24 protein-coding genes are annotated in these 19,846 nt (G+C 43.5%); 14 read left to right on the plus strand and 10 right to left on the minus strand.

Features of this window, described 5'->3' with window-relative positions:
• Position 1 precedes the first annotated feature (1 nt).
• From EO130_RS11345 to EO130_RS11365, 5 genes are all read left to right on the plus strand, one after another.
• The gene (locus EO130_RS11345; protein WP_127141624.1) at positions 2–511 is read left to right on the plus strand and encodes an RNA polymerase sigma factor; all 510 of its coding nucleotides are present in this window, start codon (positions 2–4) and stop codon (positions 509–511) included.
• Entirely contained in the window at positions 498–932 is a 435-nt protein-coding gene (locus tag EO130_RS11350) for a hypothetical protein (protein ID WP_127141625.1), read from the plus strand. Before EO130_RS11345 ends, EO130_RS11350 begins: the two co-directional genes overlap by 14 nt.
• A 13-nt stretch (positions 933–945) precedes the next feature.
• Positions 946–1,485, plus strand: a complete 540-nt coding sequence (locus EO130_RS11355; RefSeq protein ID WP_127141626.1) for a DUF4252 domain-containing protein — start codon at positions 946–948, stop codon at positions 1,483–1,485.
• Between the two features lie 113 nt (positions 1,486–1,598).
• Positions 1,599–2,138 carry a DUF4252 domain-containing protein gene (locus EO130_RS11360; RefSeq protein WP_127141627.1) on the plus strand — a complete coding sequence of 180 codons (540 nt, stop codon included), beginning with the start codon at positions 1,599–1,601 and terminating at the stop codon, positions 2,136–2,138.
• A gap of 139 nt (positions 2,139–2,277) precedes the next feature.
• Positions 2,278–3,093, plus strand: coding sequence for a mechanosensitive ion channel family protein (locus EO130_RS11365; RefSeq protein WP_127141628.1), 816 nt, complete (start codon positions 2,278–2,280; stop codon positions 3,091–3,093).
• A gap of 69 nt (positions 3,094–3,162) precedes the next feature.
• On the opposite strand, the gene purB is transcribed toward EO130_RS11365, so the two are convergent.
• Together purB and EO130_RS11375 are read right to left on the minus strand one after the other, a co-directional pair.
• Entirely contained in the window at positions 3,163–4,506 is a 1,344-nt protein-coding gene (purB, locus tag EO130_RS11370) for an adenylosuccinate lyase (RefSeq protein ID WP_127141629.1), read from the minus strand.
• Positions 4,507–4,552: 46 nt separating this feature from the next.
• Positions 4,553–5,125 (minus strand): hypothetical protein, encoded by a 573-nt coding sequence (locus EO130_RS11375; RefSeq protein ID WP_127141630.1) that lies wholly within the window; start codon positions 5,123–5,125, stop codon positions 4,553–4,555.
• A 34-nt stretch (positions 5,126–5,159) separates the two neighbouring features.
• Between EO130_RS11375 and EO130_RS11380 the strand changes: the two genes are divergently transcribed.
• Positions 5,160–5,612: a heme-binding domain-containing protein gene (locus EO130_RS11380; RefSeq protein ID WP_127141631.1), complete on the plus strand. Its 453-nt coding sequence runs from the start codon at positions 5,160–5,162 to the stop codon at positions 5,610–5,612.
• Here EO130_RS11380 and EO130_RS11385 read toward each other — a convergent pair.
• The 3 genes from EO130_RS11385 to EO130_RS11395 are packed head-to-tail and all read right to left on the minus strand — an operon-like array spanning position 5,596 to position 7,238.
• On the minus strand, positions 5,596–6,294 hold the full coding sequence (locus tag EO130_RS11385) for an SIR2 family NAD-dependent protein deacylase (RefSeq protein ID WP_127141632.1): 699 nt from the start codon (positions 6,292–6,294) through the stop codon (positions 5,596–5,598). The two genes, EO130_RS11380 and EO130_RS11385, sit on opposite strands and share 17 nt — an antisense overlap.
• Before the next feature lie 37 nt (positions 6,295–6,331).
• Complete coding sequence (locus EO130_RS11390) at positions 6,332–6,814, minus strand: glutathione peroxidase (protein ID WP_127141633.1); 483 nt, start codon at positions 6,812–6,814, stop codon at positions 6,332–6,334.
• Position 6,815: 1 nt separating this feature from the next.
• Complete coding sequence (locus EO130_RS11395; protein WP_127141634.1) at positions 6,816–7,238, minus strand: DoxX family protein; 423 nt, start codon at positions 7,236–7,238, stop codon at positions 6,816–6,818.
• A gap of 208 nt (positions 7,239–7,446) precedes the next feature.
• On the opposite strand from EO130_RS11395, the gene EO130_RS11400 reads away from it, so the two are divergent.
• From EO130_RS11400 to EO130_RS11410, 3 genes are all read left to right on the plus strand, one after another.
• A complete protein-coding gene (locus EO130_RS11400) occupies positions 7,447–8,100 on the plus strand; it encodes a TrmH family RNA methyltransferase (protein WP_127141635.1) in 654 nt (217 codons plus the stop codon).
• 40 nt (positions 8,101–8,140) lie between these two features.
• Entirely contained in the window at positions 8,141–8,572 is a 432-nt protein-coding gene (locus tag EO130_RS11405; protein WP_313781406.1) for an SRPBCC family protein, read from the plus strand.
• Between the two features lie 97 nt (positions 8,573–8,669).
• On the plus strand, positions 8,670–9,050 hold the full coding sequence (locus EO130_RS11410; RefSeq protein WP_241244345.1) for a VOC family protein: 381 nt from the start codon (positions 8,670–8,672) through the stop codon (positions 9,048–9,050).
• A 5-nt stretch (positions 9,051–9,055) separates the two neighbouring features.
• Here the strand turns inward: EO130_RS11410 and EO130_RS11415 are convergent, their stop codons facing one another.
• The 4 genes from EO130_RS11415 to EO130_RS11430 form a co-directional block, all read right to left on the minus strand.
• Positions 9,056–10,741, minus strand: coding sequence for an alpha-amylase family glycosyl hydrolase (locus EO130_RS11415; protein ID WP_127141636.1), 1,686 nt, complete (start codon positions 10,739–10,741; stop codon positions 9,056–9,058).
• Between the two features lie 98 nt (positions 10,742–10,839).
• Positions 10,840–11,622 carry a carboxypeptidase-like regulatory domain-containing protein gene (locus EO130_RS11420; RefSeq protein ID WP_127141637.1) on the minus strand — a complete coding sequence of 261 codons (783 nt, stop codon included), beginning with the start codon at positions 11,620–11,622 and terminating at the stop codon, positions 10,840–10,842.
• 75 nt (positions 11,623–11,697) lie between these two features.
• Positions 11,698–13,455 carry a DEAD/DEAH box helicase gene (locus EO130_RS11425; RefSeq protein WP_127141638.1) on the minus strand — a complete coding sequence of 586 codons (1,758 nt, stop codon included), beginning with the start codon at positions 13,453–13,455 and terminating at the stop codon, positions 11,698–11,700.
• Positions 13,456–13,603: 148 nt separating this feature from the next.
• Positions 13,604–14,182 (minus strand): non-canonical purine NTP diphosphatase, encoded by a 579-nt coding sequence (locus tag EO130_RS11430; RefSeq protein WP_127141639.1) that lies wholly within the window; start codon positions 14,180–14,182, stop codon positions 13,604–13,606.
• 59 nt (positions 14,183–14,241) lie between these two features.
• Between EO130_RS11430 and EO130_RS11435 the strand changes: the two genes are divergently transcribed.
• Positions 14,242–14,694 (plus strand): methyltransferase family protein, encoded by a 453-nt coding sequence (locus tag EO130_RS11435; protein WP_127141640.1) that lies wholly within the window; start codon positions 14,242–14,244, stop codon positions 14,692–14,694.
• A gap of 346 nt (positions 14,695–15,040) precedes the next feature.
• Positions 15,041–16,933 carry a phosphoglycerate dehydrogenase gene (serA, locus tag EO130_RS11440; protein WP_127141641.1) on the plus strand — a complete coding sequence of 631 codons (1,893 nt, stop codon included), beginning with the start codon at positions 15,041–15,043 and terminating at the stop codon, positions 16,931–16,933.
• An 82-nt stretch (positions 16,934–17,015) separates the two neighbouring features.
• Here the strand turns inward: serA and rlmH are convergent, their stop codons facing one another.
• On the minus strand, positions 17,016–17,489 hold the full coding sequence (gene rlmH, locus EO130_RS11445; protein ID WP_127141642.1) for a 23S rRNA (pseudouridine(1915)-N(3))-methyltransferase RlmH: 474 nt from the start codon (positions 17,487–17,489) through the stop codon (positions 17,016–17,018).
• Positions 17,490–17,581: 92 nt separating this feature from the next.
• On the opposite strand from rlmH, the gene nadC reads away from it, so the two are divergent.
• From nadC to EO130_RS11460, 3 genes are read left to right on the plus strand one after another with little or no spacing between them, the layout of a single operon-like run.
• Positions 17,582–18,439, plus strand: a complete 858-nt coding sequence (nadC, locus tag EO130_RS11450; protein WP_127142080.1) for a carboxylating nicotinate-nucleotide diphosphorylase — start codon at positions 17,582–17,584, stop codon at positions 18,437–18,439.
• Complete coding sequence (locus tag EO130_RS11455) at positions 18,440–19,420, plus strand: YihY/virulence factor BrkB family protein (RefSeq protein ID WP_127141643.1); 981 nt, start codon at positions 18,440–18,442, stop codon at positions 19,418–19,420. It begins immediately after the preceding gene.
• A gap of 25 nt (positions 19,421–19,445) precedes the next feature.
• Positions 19,446–19,844 carry a DUF2147 domain-containing protein gene (locus EO130_RS11460; protein ID WP_241244346.1) on the plus strand — a complete coding sequence of 133 codons (399 nt, stop codon included), beginning with the start codon at positions 19,446–19,448 and terminating at the stop codon, positions 19,842–19,844.
• Positions 19,845–19,846: the final 2 nt, after the last annotated feature.

Genomic DNA, 19,846 nt, shown 5'->3' on the forward strand with positions numbered 1-19,846 from the left:
AATGAAACAAACAGAATTTTTAAATGTGGTTTTACCTTTTCAGGATAAACTGTACAGGCTCGCCAAGAGACTGTTGGTTTCCCGGGAAGAAGCAGAAGATGCCACTCAGGAAATTTTGTTGAAGCTATGGTCAAAGAACGAGTCCATGTCAGAGTACAAAAATGTTGAGGCCTTTGCCATGACGATGACCAAAAACTTTTGTTTGGACCGCTTAAAGTCCAAACAAGCAGGGAACCTAAAACTGGTCCACAGCAATTACAGCGACGACAACACCTCCCTACAGAAACAATTGGAGGCCGAAGACAGTGTGAGTTGGATGGAACGGATCATGGAAGAACTGCCAGAACAACAAAAAATGATATTGCAGCTACGGGATGTGGAGCAATATGAGTTCGACGAGATATGCGAGCTCTTGGACATGAAACCCACTGCAGTGCGCGTAGCGCTGTCGAGGGCTAGAAAAACAGTACGAGAAGAATTAATAAAAAAACACAACTATGGAATTGGGTAACATAGAGAAAATATTGGAAAAGTACTTCGAGGCCACTGCCACAGTGGACGAAGAAAGAACACTTAGGGCGTATTTTGCACAAGATGAGGTTGCACCTCACTTGGAACAGTACAAACCCATGTTCAACTACTTTTCCAAAGCCAAGGAAGAAAAGTACACCAAGCAGGTACCATTAAAACCTAGAGTAAACTATTACAAGTGGCTATCCGTAGCAGCGGCCGTAGTTCTCGCCTTTGGCATTTATTTTGGCAATCAGTACCAAGAAACAAAACGCTTGGAACAGCAAAAGGCGGAGTACGCCTATCAGGAAACCAAAAAAGCTTTTGAGCTCCTCGCAGAAAACTTTAGTCGGGGAACAGAAAAAGTGGCCTACCTGAACGAGTTTGAAGAAGCAAAACAAAAAATTTACAGTAACAATTAAAAAACGTAACAAAATGAAAAAGTATATTTTAATCGCAGTAATGACCGTGTTGCCTTTGGCAGGATTTTCACAATCAGTTTTTGACAAGTTCGAAGATCTGGATGATGTAACTACGGTAATCGTGAACAAGAGCATGTTCAACCTGTTGGCCAAAATGGATATCGAAACAGATGATCCAGAAGCAAAAGAATTCATTAACATAGTGAATAGTCTAAAAAGCTTGAAGGTGTTCACCACTGAAAACAAGAAGATAGGTGACGATATGAAATCTTCGGTGGACAGCTATCTGAGTTCATCCAAAATGGAAGAGTTAATGCGAATTAAGGACAAAGATGCCAACGTGAAGTTCTACATTAAGGAAGGTAAGGATGCCGACCATGTAAGCGAACTATTGATGTTTGTAACGGGTATGAAAGATGTGGAGGCCAACGGGCATAAATTTGAAACAGTAATTTTATCACTAACCGGTGATATAGATTTGAACAACATTAGCTCTTTGACCAAAAAGATGAACTTGCCTGAAGAATTGAACGAAGCAAGTAAAAAGAACTAAATAAACCTATCGGTTGACAGTAATCGGGTGCGACTTGTAACAAAACACAAGAAACAACAACTCATTACTGTCAACCAATTTTAAGGTATTCTATCAATCAAAAAATGAAACAGATGAAACATATTGTAAAAACACTAGTATTGGCCGGAGCAGTGCTTCTGGCTTCCTGTGCTTCGCAGCCTAGCCTGCAAGAATATTACGTGGACAATTCGGAGAACCCCAACTTTTTGTCCATTGACGTACCCGCAAGCATCCTAAAATTGAATGAAGAGGATTTGAACCCGACCCAAAAGGAGGCCATCGAATCCCTGCGTAAGTTCAACCTGCTGGCCTTCAAAAAGAATGCTGACAACGCAGCAGAATATGAAATCGAGAAGAAGAAAGTACGCGAAATCCTTAAAGGCGACGATTTTGTAGAGCTGATGAAAATCAATTCCAAATATGGAAAGGGCGTGATCAAATATTTGGGCGACGAAGACGCCATCGATGAAGTCATTATTTATGGGGATAGCGAAGATAAGGGATTTGCCCTGGTACGTGTACTGGGCAAGGACATGAACCCCGCCCACATTATCCAATTAATGCAGGCCATTCAAAAATCCGACTACAAAGGTGAAGGCCTTGGCGAAATTGGAGACTTTTTAAAAGGCTAAGACCAATCATTATATGCATCAAATCTGGGCGACTTTTGTCGCCCTTTTTTTATGTTCAATGAAACTCCATTCCTTAAACTGTGACTTGGTTTAGTATCTTAGTGTCTCATAACAAGCACACTAACAAAAATTCAACCTTATGGAAAAAGCGCAGGAATGGTTCGATTACGGTATTGAACTTAGTAAGGAATTTGGTCCCAAATTACTAACAGCCCTCATCATCTATATCTTGGGGATGTGGGTGGTAAAGAAAATCATCAAAGGGACCCGCTCAGTAATGTCCAAAAGCAAATACGATGAATCCCTCCAAAAGTTTTTGCTGAATCTTTTCGCTTGGGCACTCAAAATATTTTTGATCATTATTGTGATTTCCCGTTTAGGGGTCGACGTCACTACCTTTGCCGCAGTTATCGCTGCTGCAGGTTTGGCCGTAGGATTGGCCTTGCAGGGGTCACTCTCCAATTTTGCTGGTGGGGTACTTATTATGATTTTTAAGCCATACAAAATTGGTGATCTTATCGAGGCCCAAGGTGTTTTGGGAAAGGTAAAGGGCATTGAAATCTTTACCACTAAATTGGTAACGCCCCAAAGCAGATTGGCCATTGTGCCCAACGGAGCCATGGCCAATGGGAACATCATCAACTACACTGCCGAAGGCAAAGTTCGGGTAGACACCGTAATCGGGGTCGGTTATGGGGAGGATATCAAAAAAACCAAGGAGGTGTTGATGAAGGTGCTTACTTCCAATCCCAAGGTTTTGAAAGACCCAGCTCCCTCCGTAAATGTACTGGAGCTGGCGGATAGTTCCGTGAATTTTGCCGTCCGTCCCTTTTGTGAGCCGGATGATTACTGGGATGTGTACTTTGATACTTACGAAAACAGTAAACTGGCCTTGGATGAAGCCGGCATCGAAATACCATATCCGCATAGGGTCAACATCGAGAAAAAGGAATAGAAAACTTCTTTCCTTTTAGTGATGGTTTAAGCCATCAATTTTTTGTATTGGCCTCCGTCAATAACAAGCCTAAACCCCGGTATAACTTGCTGGGGTGATTTGTTTCAACTCCGCCTTAATACCATCCGACACCTCCAAGGTTTCAATGAAATCTGCAATGGATTTCTGGTTGATTTTGGCATTCGTACGCGTTAACCCTTTGAGCGCTTCATAAGGATTGGGATAGCCTTCCCTGCGTAAGATGGTTTGGATGGCCTCTGCCACCACGGCCCAGTTATCCTCCAAATCCTGTTCAAATTTAGTGGGGTTCAAGACCAATTTGTTCAACCCCTTTAAAGTGGATTGAAATCCAACCAAGGTGTGTGCAAAAGGCACACCTACGTTCCTCAGAACGGTGCTGTCCGTAAGGTCTCGCTGCAATCGGGAAATAGGCAGTTTGGCGGACAAATGCTCAAAAACCGCATTGGCCAAGCCCAAATTTCCTTCGGAATTCTCAAAATCGATAGGGTTTACCTTGTGCGGCATGGCCGATGAGCCCACTTCCCCTTTTTTGATTTTTTGCTTAAAGTAATCCATAGAGATGTAGGTCCACATATCGCGGTCCAAGTCAATCAAAATGGTATTGATGCGCTTTAGGCAATCGAACAAAGCGGCCATGTGGTCGTAATGCTCAATTTGGGTAGTAGGGAAGGAGTGGTGCAAACCTAATTTCTCCTGCACAAACTGCTTTCCAAAAGTCCTCCAATCGTTGTTTGGGTAGGCTACTTTATGGGCGTTGTAATTTCCCGTTGCTCCGCCAAACTTTGCGGCACTTGGAATGTCGTTCAATAGATTGAACTGCTCTTTAAAGCGTTCCACAAAAACATCAATTTCTTTCCCCAATCGCGTCGGGGAGGCCGGTTGCCCATGCGTTCGTGCCAACATGGGGATGTTTTCCCATTCCTTTGCCAATTCCTTCAATTTTTCAAAAACCTCCATGTAAGATGGCACATATACATCGTTAATGGCTTCCTTGATAGAAAGTGGAATGGCGGTATTGTTGATGTCCTGGGATGTCAATCCAAAATGGATGAATTCCTTATATTTTTGAAGGTTGAGTTCATCAAACTTTTGTTTGATAAAGTATTCCACCGCCTTTACATCGTGATTGGTAGTTTTTTCAATATCCTTGATGATTTGCGCATCTTCGGTGGTGAAATCTTGATAAATCTTCTGTAGCTCAGGGAATAGTCCTTTGTCAAAATCTGCCAACTGGGGCAAGGGAATCTCGCAAAGCGCTATAAAATATTCAATTTCAACAAGAACCCTGTATTTAATCAGGGCCTCTTCCGAAAAATAGTCTTTAAGGGCCTTGGTCTTGTTTCGATACCTACCGTCAATGGGTGAAATGGCATTTAGTTGGGTCAACGACATGTTCCAGAAAATTTTGAAAGCTCCAAAGATACTTAAAGTCTACAGTTTAGACGCCCAATTGGGCCAACTTATCCAGAGTTTTTTTGGCTCTGTTTCGGTAACCACTGGTCCCGATAGGGTAATTGTCCTCCAGAACCTGTTTCAACTCGGGGTGCACCCAATCAAATTTGAAACCTAGGTAATACAAGCTGCTCATGGCGAATACCTTGGGCGCAATGTTCATGGGTCCGATGAGCCAATCAAAGCAGGCTGTCATTATTTTTTCCAACTGGTCGTTGGTAACCTTTTTTACAAAGGCAGGGTCTTTTTTCTTGAAGTAGGCTTCGCATACCATTTCACAAACGTGGGCTATGGGCCGAATACAGGATTCTGATTGTAGTTGCGAAAGCCTATCGGTAAAGGTTTCCATAAAGGGCAGCAGATAGTGAAGCTGTTTTCGCATCAAATGGTCAAAAGTCCAGCTTGCATTAAAGGTACCTTCTTTGTCTTCTTGCAAAACGTATTGGAAAAGTGCTTCGGCCAATGCTGGCTCTTTCTCCAGTTGCCCTACCAAAACATCAATTTGGGCTTTTGGGACCCTACCAGAAGAAAGTGCGAGATGGAGCTGTTTCGCGGTCATGAAAATTCAATATATTTACCAAAATACTTATCCAATGAAAATAGCAAAAAAAATCGCAATAGTACTTTTGGTGGTGCTTGTTGGTATGCAGTTTTACCGTCCTGAAAAAAATGTGGCAACAGGTGATTATGTAGCCGCTTTTGAAACTGAGACCAACCCTACGCCAGAGGTTAAAGCCATTTTGAAAACCGCTTGTTATGATTGCCATAGTGCCAATACCGAGTATCCTTGGTACAACAACATCGCCCCTGTTTCGTATTGGTTGGCGGACCATATTGAGGATGGGAAGAAACATTTGAACTTTTCTGATTGGGAGAATTATGATGCCAAAAAGAAGGACCATAAATTGGAAGAACTTATCGAGGAGGTAAAAGAGGGCGAAATGCCCTTAAAGGAATACACTTGGACCCACGGGGATGCTAAACTTACCCAAGAGCAGATCAACGCCTTGGTGTCTTGGGCAAAAGATGCTAGAGCCAATTATTAAGAAGTTCCTCTACTAAATCTGGAACGCCTTGGGCCGCGGTTTTGGGAATCACTGTAAGATTTTCAAAATCTGAGGAACGGATGTTCGGGCGAGGGTCAATGAAATAGATAGGAATTTGACCTGGCGCGTAATGAATCAGACTTGCGGCGGGATACACCTGCATGGATGTGCCCACGATAATCAATATTTCTGCCTGATGGGTTATTTGGGCTGCGATTTCCAACATCGGCACCATTTCACCAAACCAAACGATATGGGGCCGTAATTGATGTCCATTCGGGTCAGTATCTCCCAAAACGAGATCTGTTTCCCAATCCAGCACATGGTTTTCATCCATGGTACTGCGAACTTTCAACAATTCTCCGTGCAAATGAATCACATGGGAACTTCCGGCCTGTTCGTGCAGATTGTCCACATTTTGCGTCACAATGCTCACATCAAAAGCTTGTTCCAGTTGGGCCAAAGCAATGTGTCCGGGGTTCGGGGCCACCTCCAATAGTTGCTTTCTGCGCTGGTTGTAAAATTCCAGCACCAATTGAGGGTTTCGGGCAAACCCTTGGGGCGAAGCCACTTCCATCACATCGTGACCTTCCCAAAGTCCATTTTCGTCCCTAAAGGTTTTCAACCCGCTTTCGGCACTCATCCCTGCTCCCGTGAGCACTACAATTTTCGGTTTGGACATATGCTTCAATTTATTTTTTAAAGCAGCCTATTAATGGTCATAACAATTTTTCGATGTCCTTTTCCAAATCCTTGGGTATGGTGGTTGGACCGAATCGCTTTTTAGGAACCCCTTTGTTATTGATCAAGAATTTGGTGAAGTTCCATTTGATCTTGCTGCCAAAAATACCGCCGCCCAGTTTGGACTTTAAAAACTTAAAAATGGGATGTGCGTTTCTGCCATTCACCTTGATTTTTTCGAACATAGGAAAACTAACGCCATAGTTGAGCTGGCAAAACTCTTGTATTTCCTCTGCGGACCCACTTTCTTGATTGCCAAATTGGTTGCAGGGAAAGCCCAAAACCACCAATCCTTTATCCTTGTACTTTTGGTACAATTTCTCCAAGCCTTTGTATTGTGGGGTCAATCCACATGCACTTGCGGTGTTAACGACGAGAATGGTCTTGCCCTTAAATTGCTCCATGGCTATTTTTTCGCCATTTAGGCTATTGGCTTCAAAATCATAAAAAGATGCGTTCATATTATTCTTTTGATTTGTTCATCAAATGTTTTAATGCTCCTGTAGACCATAGCGCCCAAAGTATCAATACGGGTTGAAAGAACAACCGAATGAACCTTTTCCTGTCCGTGTCCAGCCCAAAGGCATCGATTCCATTGGTATATTGGGAAATGTTTCCAGGAAATATGAGTACATAAAAAATGGCCAATACGATTCCCACTTTAATTTGGTGTTTCCAAAGAAAAATCATGGCCAAGCCAAGACCAATCTCCACTACGCCCGAAGCAACGACCAAAAAATCCATGAATTCGGGACTGCTGGGTAGCCATCGTGGAACCTGTGCCTGAAATTCTTCCCTTTGAAAGGTCAGATGGCCAATACCTGCCAGCACCATTAAACCTCCCAAGATGATCCGCATTGATTTTTGAAGTACACTTGTTTTCATATGTCACAAAATATGGAACCTTGTTCTTTAAAAAGATAGGGAGTTTTCCTCAAAAAGAAAACCATAATTTTTTAAGAGTTGATGTTGCGGCTAAAGTCAAGGAATAAACTTGTATCCCAAAAAGGAAATTTGATTGAAAAGCTCCATGCGTATGGTTTTCCATCAAGCGAATGTACATTAAAAAAAACCATTTTTTTATCTTGGTTATATGATTGACCATAATTTGTTGACATACTTGGAGACCTACCTTACAGCAGAGCGAAAACAGCGATTTTTGAGCGTGCTCCAAAAAAGGACCAAACATATCACAGTGGCCGTCGAGGACGTTTATCAGTTGCACAATACCAGTGCTATATTGCGTAGTTGCGATGTGTTCGGGGTACAGGAGCTTCATGTTATCGAACAGCGATTTGGGAAACGATTGGACAAGAACATCGCTGTGGGCGCGGAGCAATGGGTGGACGTGCATCGGTACCGTAGCACCGCAGATTGCATCTCCCGTTTGAAGGATAAAGGGTATCGGATTATTGCAACAACGCCCCATAATGATTCATGTATGCTGCCCGATTTTTTTCCAGAAAAAAAATCAGCCATATTCTTCGGTACTGAAAAAGAGGGTCTTTCCGAAACTGTAATGCGGCAGGCCGATGGTTTCCTTAAAATACCAATGGTCGGTTTTTCGGAAAGTCTCAACGTTTCTGTTTCGGCGGCTATTATCATTCAGCAATTGGCGCAAAAAGTCCGGGATTCCGACCTCGACTGGCGTTTAACGGAGGAAGAAATACTAGAGAAACGCCTGGAGTGGACCAGAAAATCCATCAAGCATGTTGAAGGAATAATCAAAAGGTACTTATCTGACTGATTTTTTTGTACTTTTAGTTGACAACCAATGAATTACAGGCATGATAGTACTTTATATCCTTGCGGCCATATTGGCCCTTATAATTTTGTTGGCGGTCATTGCGCCCAAGAGCTATAATGTTTCACGATCTATAGAGGTCAACCGTCCCAAGAGTGTTGTTTTCCACTATCTCAAATCTCTCAAAAATCAGGATGAATGGTCGCCTTGGGGCAAGCGAGACCCTAACATGGTAAAAAGCTTTGTAGGTACCGATGGCGAAGTAGGCGCTGTTAGCAGTTGGAAAGGCAACAAGGATGTTGGGGAAGGAGAGCAGGAGTTAACCCGAATAGTGGATGGTGAACGTATCGAATCCGAGCTTCGGTTTCTCAAGCCTTTTAAATCTACCTCCGACGCCTATATGGAGACCAAAACGGTGGATGCCGATACAACTCAGGTAATGTGGGGCTTTTCCGGAAAAATAAATTTCCCATGAGCATTATGATGCTTTTTATGAGCATGGATAAAATGGTAGGAAGAGATTTTGAAGAGGGACTTACAAGTTTGAAGGAAATTCTAGAAAACCAATAATTATGACACGAAATATGGTAGGCTGGTTCGAGATTCCCGTAACGGATATGGAACGGGCCAAAACATTTTACGAAACGGTTTTTCAAGTGAAGATCGAACTGCAGGATTTTGGTGGCACCAAAATGGGCTGGTTTCCATCGGATATGGACAAACCCGGAGCTGCGGGTTCACTGATCCAAAATAAAGATTGGTATAAGCCCAGTGATAGTCAAGGAGTTCTGGTCTATTTTAATAGCTTGGATGTGCAGAACGAATTGGACCGAATCGAGTCCAACGGAGGAAAAATTGTGCAGTCCAAGACCCAGATAAGCCCTGAAATCGGTTTTATGGCCGTGTTTTTGGATACGGAGGGCAACCGGATTGCTTTGCACTCCAGACAGTAACGGAACTACTCCACTAATTCCAATAGGGCAATATCATAATCGTTGTCCAATAGCACCTTTCCATTGGCGACAGTAACCTCTGTTTCGGAATAGGTGTCGTACAGGACTGTGCCATCACCGAAAAAACCTTTGATCCAAAGCGATTTTTTACCTTTAGGTAAATCCAATCCTACTACCACTTTGTCCCGGTAATCTCCACTGACGTATGTTCTGGAGAAAACATATGGTGATTTGGCCAAACGCTTATGTTTTCCCGCTCCAATCGCTGGATGGTTGGCCCTAAATTGTCCCAACTTTTGCCAGTGTTTGTGCACTTTTTGTACCTCAGGAAGACTGTCCAAATCTTCCCAGTTCATGAACGACCGCAATGTGGCATCTCCTACGGTTCCTTCAATAACTAAACTGCGGGAGGTTTCGTCTCCGTAATACACTTGCGAGGCCCCAGGGGTCAAGAGGAGCACATTGGCTGCGCGATAGGGTTTTTTCCGCTCTTTGTCATAAGGAGCGCCATCATCATGTGAAGTGAGGTAGTTGAGTACGCTTTTGTCCTTTAATTTGGTCTGGAGCAGTTTGTTGTATTTTGAAAAAATCGTCTCATAGCTTTTGTCCGCATCGGTTTTCAGTTCAAAATTGATAAGGCTTTTAAAACCATAATCAAAGAAATCTACCTTTTTATCCCCAAAATCAAACTCCCGTCCGCCCGAAATTCCGTAGTTGTATACTTCACCTACCATGTAAAACGGGTTGTCGTCCAAAATTTGATTTGGGTGCTTCTTCTTCCACATTTCAAAGGCATAAGTAGCTTCTTTGTGCAGGTCGGACCAAGCGTTTTCATTGACGTGCTTTACGGTGTCCACGCGGAAACCGTCCACCCCTAAATCATTGATGTAATCCGTAAGCCATTTGATAATGTAATAGCGTGGTGCCCTTGGATATCCTGTACGTTCAAAAAAGAGTTGCAGTTCGTCGAGTTCTTTGCTCAGTCGTCCTTCCTGTTTCCATTTGGCCAAAAGGGCATCGGGCAGTTCCACCGCCTCGTCGGATTCGGTTAGGATGTCGGGTAAGTTGTCAACTAAGGTACAGGCTGTTGTATTGTCGTAGGTAGTAAACTCGCATGTTGGACCGGTACGCACCCAATCATCTGGCCATACAGGGTCTTTTTCCGTAACGGGACCAGTATGGTTAAGCACTACATCCAACAAGATGCGGATACCGTTGTCGTGCGCTGTTTTTACCAGCTCTTCCAAATCCTTTTTGGTCCCGAAGTTAGGGTCTATGGACGTCCAATCCTTGGCCCAATAACCGTGATAGCCATAAGTTTTTCCAGTTCCTTCGTCCGTTGCACCATGGATTTGTTCCACTATCGGAGTGAACCAAATGGCATTGATGCCCAAATCGGTAAAGTAACCTTCCTTGATTTTTTGTGTGATACCTTGGATGTCACCACCTTCAAAACCACGTAAAACACCGGTTTCCTCGGTGCGATCAAAATTTATGTCATTGTTTGGATTGCCATTGTTGAAGCGGTCCGTGAGCAGGAAATAAACATTCGCTCCTTCCCAGACAAAAGGCACCTCTTTTTTAGGGGTTTCCTGTTCAACTACCTGTGTTGCGACTTCAGGGTCTTTTTTAACTTTCTTGCAGCCAATAAAAAGGGGTATAGAAAACAAAACAACAAGCAGTTTTTTCATGAAATGGGATTTTGTCTAAAGCTATAAAATGCAAGCGTAATTAGAAAATTTATTTACGCCGTCCTTAGACTTGCCCAATCGGTTGATAACGTAATCGGTTATTGGTTTCGGTTCAGCACTTTGTACTCTTCGTAGCAGCTGGAAATGGCATCCAAAATTTGAAGGTCGTTTGCCGTTTTGATAAAGGATTTGGAATAGTTGCAATTGTTGAGGATGTCCTCGATGTCCACTTTTTCAAGTTGCAAAAGTTCGGTCAGTGTTTCCCGATCAAATTTAGAGGCCAATAGGTCCCTGATATTGTCATCTTCTTTTATTTGCCGCAGCTTGCGCATCTGGCGTGGTTTTTTGCCAAAAAGGTTCCGCAACAGGTCAGCCGGGTTCAGGATGGCCCCCAATACCTTGGTTACGGCACTGGGGCTCTTGTTTCCAGCCTCATAGCTAGCATTTAGTCCCGAGATGCTGTATTGATAGGCATTGTTCACCGGAAGATTCTTTACATCAATTTCCAAATATCCTGTTAGCTGATAGGGTCTCACCACCACCTCTTCCAAGGCGTAAGCCAACTCGGTGAGGGCGATTTCCGTATTGCCAAAGCGCAACATATCGTTGGTCACCCTTACCTTTTGTGTCTTAAAACCCAAATATGAGAAATACAGGGTATCATTTACCGCTGCGGGAATGGTAAATTTTCCATCGGGATTGGTGATGGTACCCTTAACTTGGTTCAGGTTCACGACGTGCACGCTTTCCAAGGGAAATTCCGTTTGGGCATTGATCACCGTCGCGGTAAACTCTTGGATTTCTTGGGCGGCATCGCCTTCAACTTGTGATAGACCGAGCAGCGGGATTAGGGAACATAGTATAAGTAGTACTCTTTTCATGCAATTTATGGAATGATAAAAATACTAAACAAAGGAAAATAAACAGCAGCGACCTACCTTTTAATATAGAATTAACTAATAAAAGCCTTGTCTTTTCTTGCCTCCTTTTTTGCTGTATCCTCCTTTTTTCCCTCCTTTAAAAGACTTGTTGCCTCCCTTTCTGTGGCCACCACTGCCTCCTTTTCGGCCACGACGCTTTTTACCGCCTTTGCCACCGCCTCCGCCTGGGCTTATGGAGACCTCTACATTGATAAAACGGCCGTCTATCTTAAACTCAGTAAAGGTTTGAAGAATCAACTCTGTAAGTTGGGCATCCGAATTAAAGAATGAAAAGGAATCTTTGGTATCCACATTGAAGATGTCCTCTTTTTCTACGTTTAAGGTATCACGGAGAAAATCTTTCAAGCTCATCCAGTCGTAGCCATCGCGTTCCCCAACATTGATAAAGTAACGCACGGAGCCTTCCGATGGAATATCTCCCTTGTCACTGCCTCCATCCCTACCGGAATCTTGGCTGTTGAGGTCCTTGGTTTTACTGTAATAGTTGTAAAACTGGGTAAACTCTACGGAAACAATTTTTTTGATGAGCTCATCACGATCAATACCTTCCAGAACATCGTTGATGGCAGGTAAGTAGCTATCGATCTCTTTGTTTATTTTGGTTTCCTTGATTTTGTTCGCCAAATGATAAAGCTGGATTTCGCAGATTTCAATTCCATCAGGAATCTTTTTGGCGACGAAGTCTTGCTGTATTTTTTTCTCGATAGCCTTTATTTTCCGAAGCTCAGAACGGGTAATGATGACCATGGAAATACCGGATTTGCCGGCACGACCTGTACGTCCGCTACGGTGCGTATAGGTTTCGATCTCATCAGGTAATTGATAGTTGATCACGTGTGTCACATCATCCACATCGATACCTCGGGCAGCAACATCGGTGGCCACCAACATTTGCACTTGCTTTTTCCGAAAAGAGTTCATTACCAAATCGCGTTGGTTTTGGCTCAAATCGCCATGCAAAGCTCCGGCATTGTAACCATCTTCGATCAATTTTTCGGCCACTCGCTGGGTATCTCTTTTGGTTCTACAAAAAACCACGGAGAAGATGCCCGGATTGGCATCTGCCAAACGTTTTAGGGCCGCATAACGGTCGCGCCCACCCACTACATAATATTCATGCTGTACGGTAGAGGCGCCTGCATTTTTGGAACCAACGGTAATTTCTACCGGCTGGTGCATGAACTTTTTGGCAATCGTAGCCACTTCTTTGGGCATGGTTGCCGAAAATAGCCATGTAAGCTTTTCCTTTGGGGTGTTCGATAAGATGTCCTTGATGTCTTCATAAAAGCCCATGTTCAGCATTTCATCGGCCTCATCAAGCACACAGTAATCGATTTTGGAGATATCGACCATGTTTCGGCCGATCATATCCTTCATACGGCCGGGAGTGGCCACAACGATTTGCGCACCTCTCTTAATTTGTTTGGCCTGTTCTGTAATGCTGGCACCACCATAAATGGCAACCACATTCAGTCCTTTGATGTATTTGGAGTAGAGCTTTAATTCGTTGGTGATCTGCAAGCATAGCTCACGAGTAGGCGATAGTATCAATCCCTGCGTAGTTCTGCTTTCTGCTTGGATCTTTTGGATCATCGGAAATCCAAAAGCAGCGGTTTTTCCAGTTCCTGTTTGTGCCAGGGCCACCAAATCGGTGTCTTGCTCCAATAAAACTGGGATTGATTTTTCTTGTACTTCAGAGGGGGATTCAAATCCAAGATCGGAAATAGCATCCAATAGGGGTTGGTTTAACCCCAAGTTTTCAAACTTTGTCATAACGGTGTTTATACCTTAAATCGCAAATATGTTGTGTTGCATAGAGCGATTTTGTATATAACCCGTTCAAGCCCATCGCAACACCTTGCCCATACCGGCGGCGTTAATAAAGCGGCAAAGGTACACTTATTTTGATCGGTGCAAGCTACTACGTCCTCTTTTTTAAAAATTCCACCAATTTTTCAATCGCCCGCCCCCGGTGGCTTATGGCATTTTTGACAGCGGAAGTCAACTCCCCAAAGGTGTGGTCGTATCCATTGGGCTTAAAAATGGGGTCGTAGCCAAAACCGCCCTTTCCGTGCTTTTCCGAGGTAATTTGTCCTTCTACAATGCCATCAAACGTATAACTCTCTCCTTTAAGGTTGAGATGGACCACGGTTTTAAAGTGCGCCGAGCGATCAGTGTCACCTTTTAATTCGGACAACAACTTTTCCATATTGTCCAAAGCATTTTTTTGCTCCCCAGCGTAGCGTGCGGAATACACACCCGGTGCTCCGTTCAATGCGTTGACCAACAATCCGGTATCATCGGAAAAACAGTCCAAACCAAAGGTTTGGGTCACATAATCCGCCTTTATTTGGGCGTTTTCCTCCAAAGTATCGCCCGTTTCAGGGATTTCCTCCAAACAATTGATGTCCTTTAACGACAACAATTCTATATGGTCAGGCAAAAGTTGCTGTACTTCCTTTAATTTGTGATCGTTGTGGGTGGCGAATACTAGTTTCAATATAAAAGGGTTCTGTGTGAGTTTCAAAAGTAGTAATTTCGGGCTTTAACCCAGTTATGATGAAATTGAAAGTACCACCGGCTTTGGTGATGTTGATTTTTGGAGGCTTGATGTATGTTTCGGACCTATTGTTGCCCGTAGGAGAGTTTGATTTTTTCGGCAAACGCTTGCTGATGTTGTTTTTGTTTGGTCTTGGACTAGTGGTGATCTTGATTTCCGTCATTCAGTTTTTCATCAACAAGACGACAACAGACCCATTGCACCTCCATAAAAGTAGCAAACTGGTTACCAATGGCATCTATAACTTTACCCGAAATCCGATGTACTTGGGAATGTTGTTGTTTTTATTGGCCTTTGGCCTAAAGCTGGGTAATGCCTTCAACACCTTGTTGGCCGCGGGCTTTGTCTCCTACATGAACCATTTTCAAATAAAACCCGAGGAGGAAGCCCTCAAAAAACAGTTTGGTCAGGAATATTCAATTTATTGCAAGCTGACACGACGGTGGTTTTAATCAACTCTACGGGACAGGGGATAGTAAATAGGAGGCATTTGACAGGACATAAGTTCTAAAATCTAGGCGTCCAACCATCCGTTTTTACTAAATTAATTCGTGAGCATTAGTGCAATTCCTTTAATTATTGAATTGGAAAAAGGCCTTTCACTTGAACTTGCACTTGCCCTTGAGCTTTATTCCTTTACGGTACCAACTTGCAAAAAGGTAGGATTTGGGTGCCATTTCGAACAAATCGTAGTGGTTTTTTGATTTATCCGTAAATGTGTAAGGTTTTTGATAAGTTCCGATTATAAGGATGGAATTAATGTTTAATTTTACCCTTTAATTTTTTTGAACCCACCCCATGGTACACACTGGACGCAAATATGTGTTCGATTTTGATAGCACGCTCACACGTGTTGAGGCGTTGGATGTTTTGGCGGAAATGACCCTGCAAGGCAATCCGAAAAGGGAGGAAATTGTATCGGAAATCCAAAAAATCACCAATTTGGGGATTGATGGCGATATTTCTTTCACGGAGTCGCTGGAGCGAAGAATCCGTTTGCTGAGTGCCAATAAGAGCGACTTGGAGGATTTGGTAAAGGAACTCCGTCAGAAAATATCCAAATCGATTGAAGCCAATAAACAGTTTTTTCATGAGTTCTCGGACGATATTTATGTGATATCCTGTGGCTTCAAGGAATTTATCGATCCCATTGTGGAAGAATATAATATTCCATCGGAAAGGGTCTATGCCAATACCTTTAAGTTTGATACGGAGGGGAACATTATCGGTTTTGATGAGACCAATGTTCTGGCCGCCCATAATGGAAAAATAGAATGTTTGAAGAATCTGGATTTGGATGGCGAGGTCCAGGTGATTGGCGACGGTTACAGCGATTATGTGATGCGCGAGGCCGGAATAGCCCATAAATTTTTCGCCTACACTGAAAATGTGCATCGGGAAAAGGCGGCAAACAATGCCGACCACGTTGCACCGAACCTAGATGAATTTTTATTTGTGAACGATTTGCCAAGAAACTTATCATACCCCAAGAACAGAATTAAGATCCTTTTGTTGGAAAATGTGCACCCCGCTGCCTTTGAAAATCTCTCGGAGGAAGGCTTTTCCGTAGAGTTGATCAAGACCAGCCTTTCCGAGGATGAACTCATTGAACGAATCAAGGGAGTCCATGTACTGGGCATCCGTTCCAAAACGCAGGTGACCCAAAAAGTGTTGGACGCTGCCGATAAATTATTGGTTGTTGGAGCCTTTTGTATCGGCACCACCCAAATCGATTTGGAATACAGTAAAAAGAAAGGCGTTGTGGTGTTCAATGCACCTTACAGCAACACACGTTCGGTTGTGGAATTGGCCGTGGGACAAACCATTATGCTCATGCGAAGCATTTTTCCACGTAGTACCGAAATCCATAACGGCGAATGGAACAAGACCGCCGCTGGTTCGCAAGAAGTACGTGGAAAGAATCTCGGAATCGTTGGCTACGGAAATATAGGCAAGCAAATGTCCGTTTTGGCCGAAGCTATGGGGATGAAAGTATATTATTACGATGTAAATGACCAATTGGCTTTGGGGAATGCCGTAAAATGCGACACCTTGGAAGACTTGTTGAGCGTTTCCGATGTGGTGACCTTGCATGTGGACGATAATAAAGCCAACAAAAACTTCATAGGGGAACGCGAAATCAACCAAATGAGGGATGGCGCCAAGCTCATTAATCTATCTAGGGGATTTGTGGTGGATATTGACGCTTTGACCAATGCTTTGAAAAGTGGGAAGTTAGGTGGAGCGGCCATCGATGTATATCCATCGGAGCCCAAGAGCAATGGACCCTTTGAAACTCCGTTGCAAGGACTGCCCAACGTGATTTTAACCCCCCATATTGGAGGAAGTACCGAGGAGGCACAGCGTGACATTGCCGAATTTGTACCAAACAAAATCATGGATTACATCAACACGGGAAACACCGTGGACTCCGTGAATTTCCCCAATATTCGATTGCCCAAACAGAATAAGGCGCATCGATTTTTACATATTCACCGAAACGTACCGGGCATTATGGCCAAAATCAACGAGATATTGGCGCAGTATGGTCTCAATATTTCAGGTCAATACCTATCGACCGACAGCGAGGTGGGCTATGTGATTACCGATTTGGACAAGGAGTACGACAAAGACGTGATCAAGGCGTTGAAGAAAATCGAGAACACCATTAAGTTTAGGGTGCTTTATTAAAAGAAGAAAGACCGCTGCGCTTCAAGAAACAGGAACAAGGACTGTTTTGGTCTTGGTTCTTGGCTCTTGCCTCCAAATTATCTCATTGATGGTGATAAGGTTCGTTTCGTAAAATCGTGAATCCTCTGTAAATCTGCTCCACTAGGAACAAGCGCACCATTTGGTGGGAAAAGGTCATTTTGGAAAGGCTAATTTTGCCCGAACTATGGGCATAAACAGCGTCACTGAATCCGTAAGGACCTCCAATGGCCAAAACCAGATTTTTGATACCACTATTCATCTTTTTTTGAAGGAACTGGGCAAAATCCACAGAGCTGTATTGCTTTCCTTTCTCGTCCAGCAGTACCAAAGCATCAGTGGGCTGTAGTTGCGCCAAGATCAATTCCCCTTCCTTTTCCTTTTGTTGGGCTTCCGAAAGGTTCTTCCGGTTTTTGATATCGGGAATGATTTCCATTTGAAACTTGATGTAATGCTTCAACCGTTTTTCGTAAACGGTTATAAGTGACTCAAGTTCAGCTTTATCTGTTTTGCCAATGGCCATTAAGGTAATCTGCATGCCCAAAAATAAACGTTTCCCCTTAAATTATGCATGTCAAAGTCGTGGACATAGAACAATGTTTTTACTATTTTCGTGAAAACCCCATTTGGATGATTTCCGAAGCACAATTTCAACACGAACTGGATCTGATCATTGCCAACGCCGTACGGGAAGATGTTGGCGATGGCGACCACAGTTCCTTGGCCTGTATTCCTGCATCGGCGCAGGGGAAGGCAAAACTTTTGGTCAAGGATGAGGGCATTATTGCCGGCGTGGCCTTTGCCCAACAGGTCTTCCACTGCGTCGACCCACAACTTAAGATGGAGATTTTGATGGAGGATGGTTCCCCCGTCAAATACGGGGATGTGGTATTTTATGTGGAAGGCAGTTCGCAAAGCATTTTAAAGGCTGAGCGTTTAGTGCTCAATGCCATGCAGCGCATGAGTGCCATCGCCACCAAGACCCAGGATTTTGTCTCTCTTTTGGACGGTACGGACACCAAAATTTTAGACACCCGTAAAACCACGCCTGGGATTCGTGCCCTCGAAAAATGGGCCGTTAACATTGGAGGAGGGGAGAACCATCGGTTTGCCCTTTACGATATGATCATGCTCAAGGACAATCATATCGATTTTGCGGGGGGCATTACCAAGGCCATCCAAAAAACAAAGGATTATCTGAAGGAACATGGAAAGGACCTCAAAATTATCGTAGAGGCCCGAAATTTGGATGAGGTGGACGAAATCCTCCGATCGGATGGGGTCTATCGCATTCTCTTGGATAATTTTGATTATGATGATACCCGTGAAGCCGTCAAACGGATAGGGGACCGGTGCCTTACCGAATCCTCTGGGGGCATTACCGAAGAAACCATTAGAACCTATGCCGAATGTGGCGTGAACTATATTTCCTCCGGAGCGCTCACCCATTCCGTGTACAATATGGACCTAAGCCTAAAAGCCGTTTAAATGTCAGCAGCCATCGAAGAGCAGTTGGAAAAGATACCCGTGATCAATTGGATGGTACGGGTATTGAAAAGGATAAAGCTCAACGCTTTTGAGGGACTCTCTTTGTATGACTTGATCGAGATGTATTTGGTGGGTATTGTTAAAGGAACCTTGTCCTCCAGGGCCAGCTCCATTGCGTTCAGTATTTTTTTGGCGCTGTTTCCGCTGCTTATTTTCTTGCTGACCTTGGTTCCCTTTATCATTCCCTACGTAAGTGTGGGCAATGAGAACTTTGATGCCCAATTTTTGGATTTTTTGGAATCCTTTTTGCCTTCTGCCACCAGTGATTACTTCGGCGAAATTTATCAGCAGATCAAGGACCAAAAGCAAGGCGGGTTGCTGTCCTCTGCCTTTATTCTGTCCATTTTTCTGATGGCCAATGGTGTAAGTGCCATTTTTGGGGGCTTTGAAAATTCCTATCATGTGGAACTGACCCGAAATTTTTTCCGTCAGTATGCCTATGCGCTCTTGGTAGGGATCATTCTTTCCATACTGTTGATCGTTGGTGCAGTGGCCTTCGTATATTTTGAATTTTATATTGTGGAATACACCAGTGAATATTTGGGCAAAACCTTAGGCTATGATGTGGAAAAGGGAGATACCATAGGCATACAGATCGCCAAGGTGCTCTTTTTCCTGTTCCTATCCTATATCACCACGGCCATACTGTACTATTTTGGAACGGCAGAGGGGCGAAAGGCCCGTTTTTTCTCCGCCGGAGCGTTAATGACGACCCTTTTGTTCTTGCTTACTTCCTATCTTTTTGGTATCTACGTGGACGAATTTGCCCGATACAATGAACTTTATGGCGCTTTGGGAGGATTATTGATCCTTATGGTGTTTATTTGGTTAAATTCAAACATTTTATTGTTGGGCTTTGAGCTCAATGCAACCCTAAATTCCCTTAAAAAAAGACATGAAAGGCAGAAAAATGACGCATAAATGGATTTTCGCACTATGTTTTCTGATGGGTCAGATAACATTTTCACAGACCGTTTTTGGAAAGTGGAAAACCATTGACGACCGTGATGGGGTGGAAAAAGCAATCATTGAAATTTATAAGGACGATGGATTGTTACATGCTAAGGTGGTGAAAATTTTACAGGAAGGAAAAAAAGATGCGGTATGCACCAAATGTGAGGGAGAGCGTAAGAACAAACCCATTCTTGGCATGAAGATCATGGAGGATTTCGAGGAAAAAAAGGATGGTGTATACAAAGGTGACAAACTCTTCGACCCCGAACAGGCCATGACCTTTAGGGGTAGGGTATGGTTGGATGAGGACAATGCCAATCGATTAAAAGTACGTGGTTATTTGGCCTTTTTGTACCGAACCCAAACATGGCACCGGGTGATAGAGCATTAGGT

This window comes from Flagellimonas marinaquae, assembly GCF_003992675.1.
In the GTDB taxonomy this organism is placed as follows: domain Bacteria; phylum Bacteroidota; class Bacteroidia; order Flavobacteriales; family Flavobacteriaceae; genus Flagellimonas; species Flagellimonas marinaquae.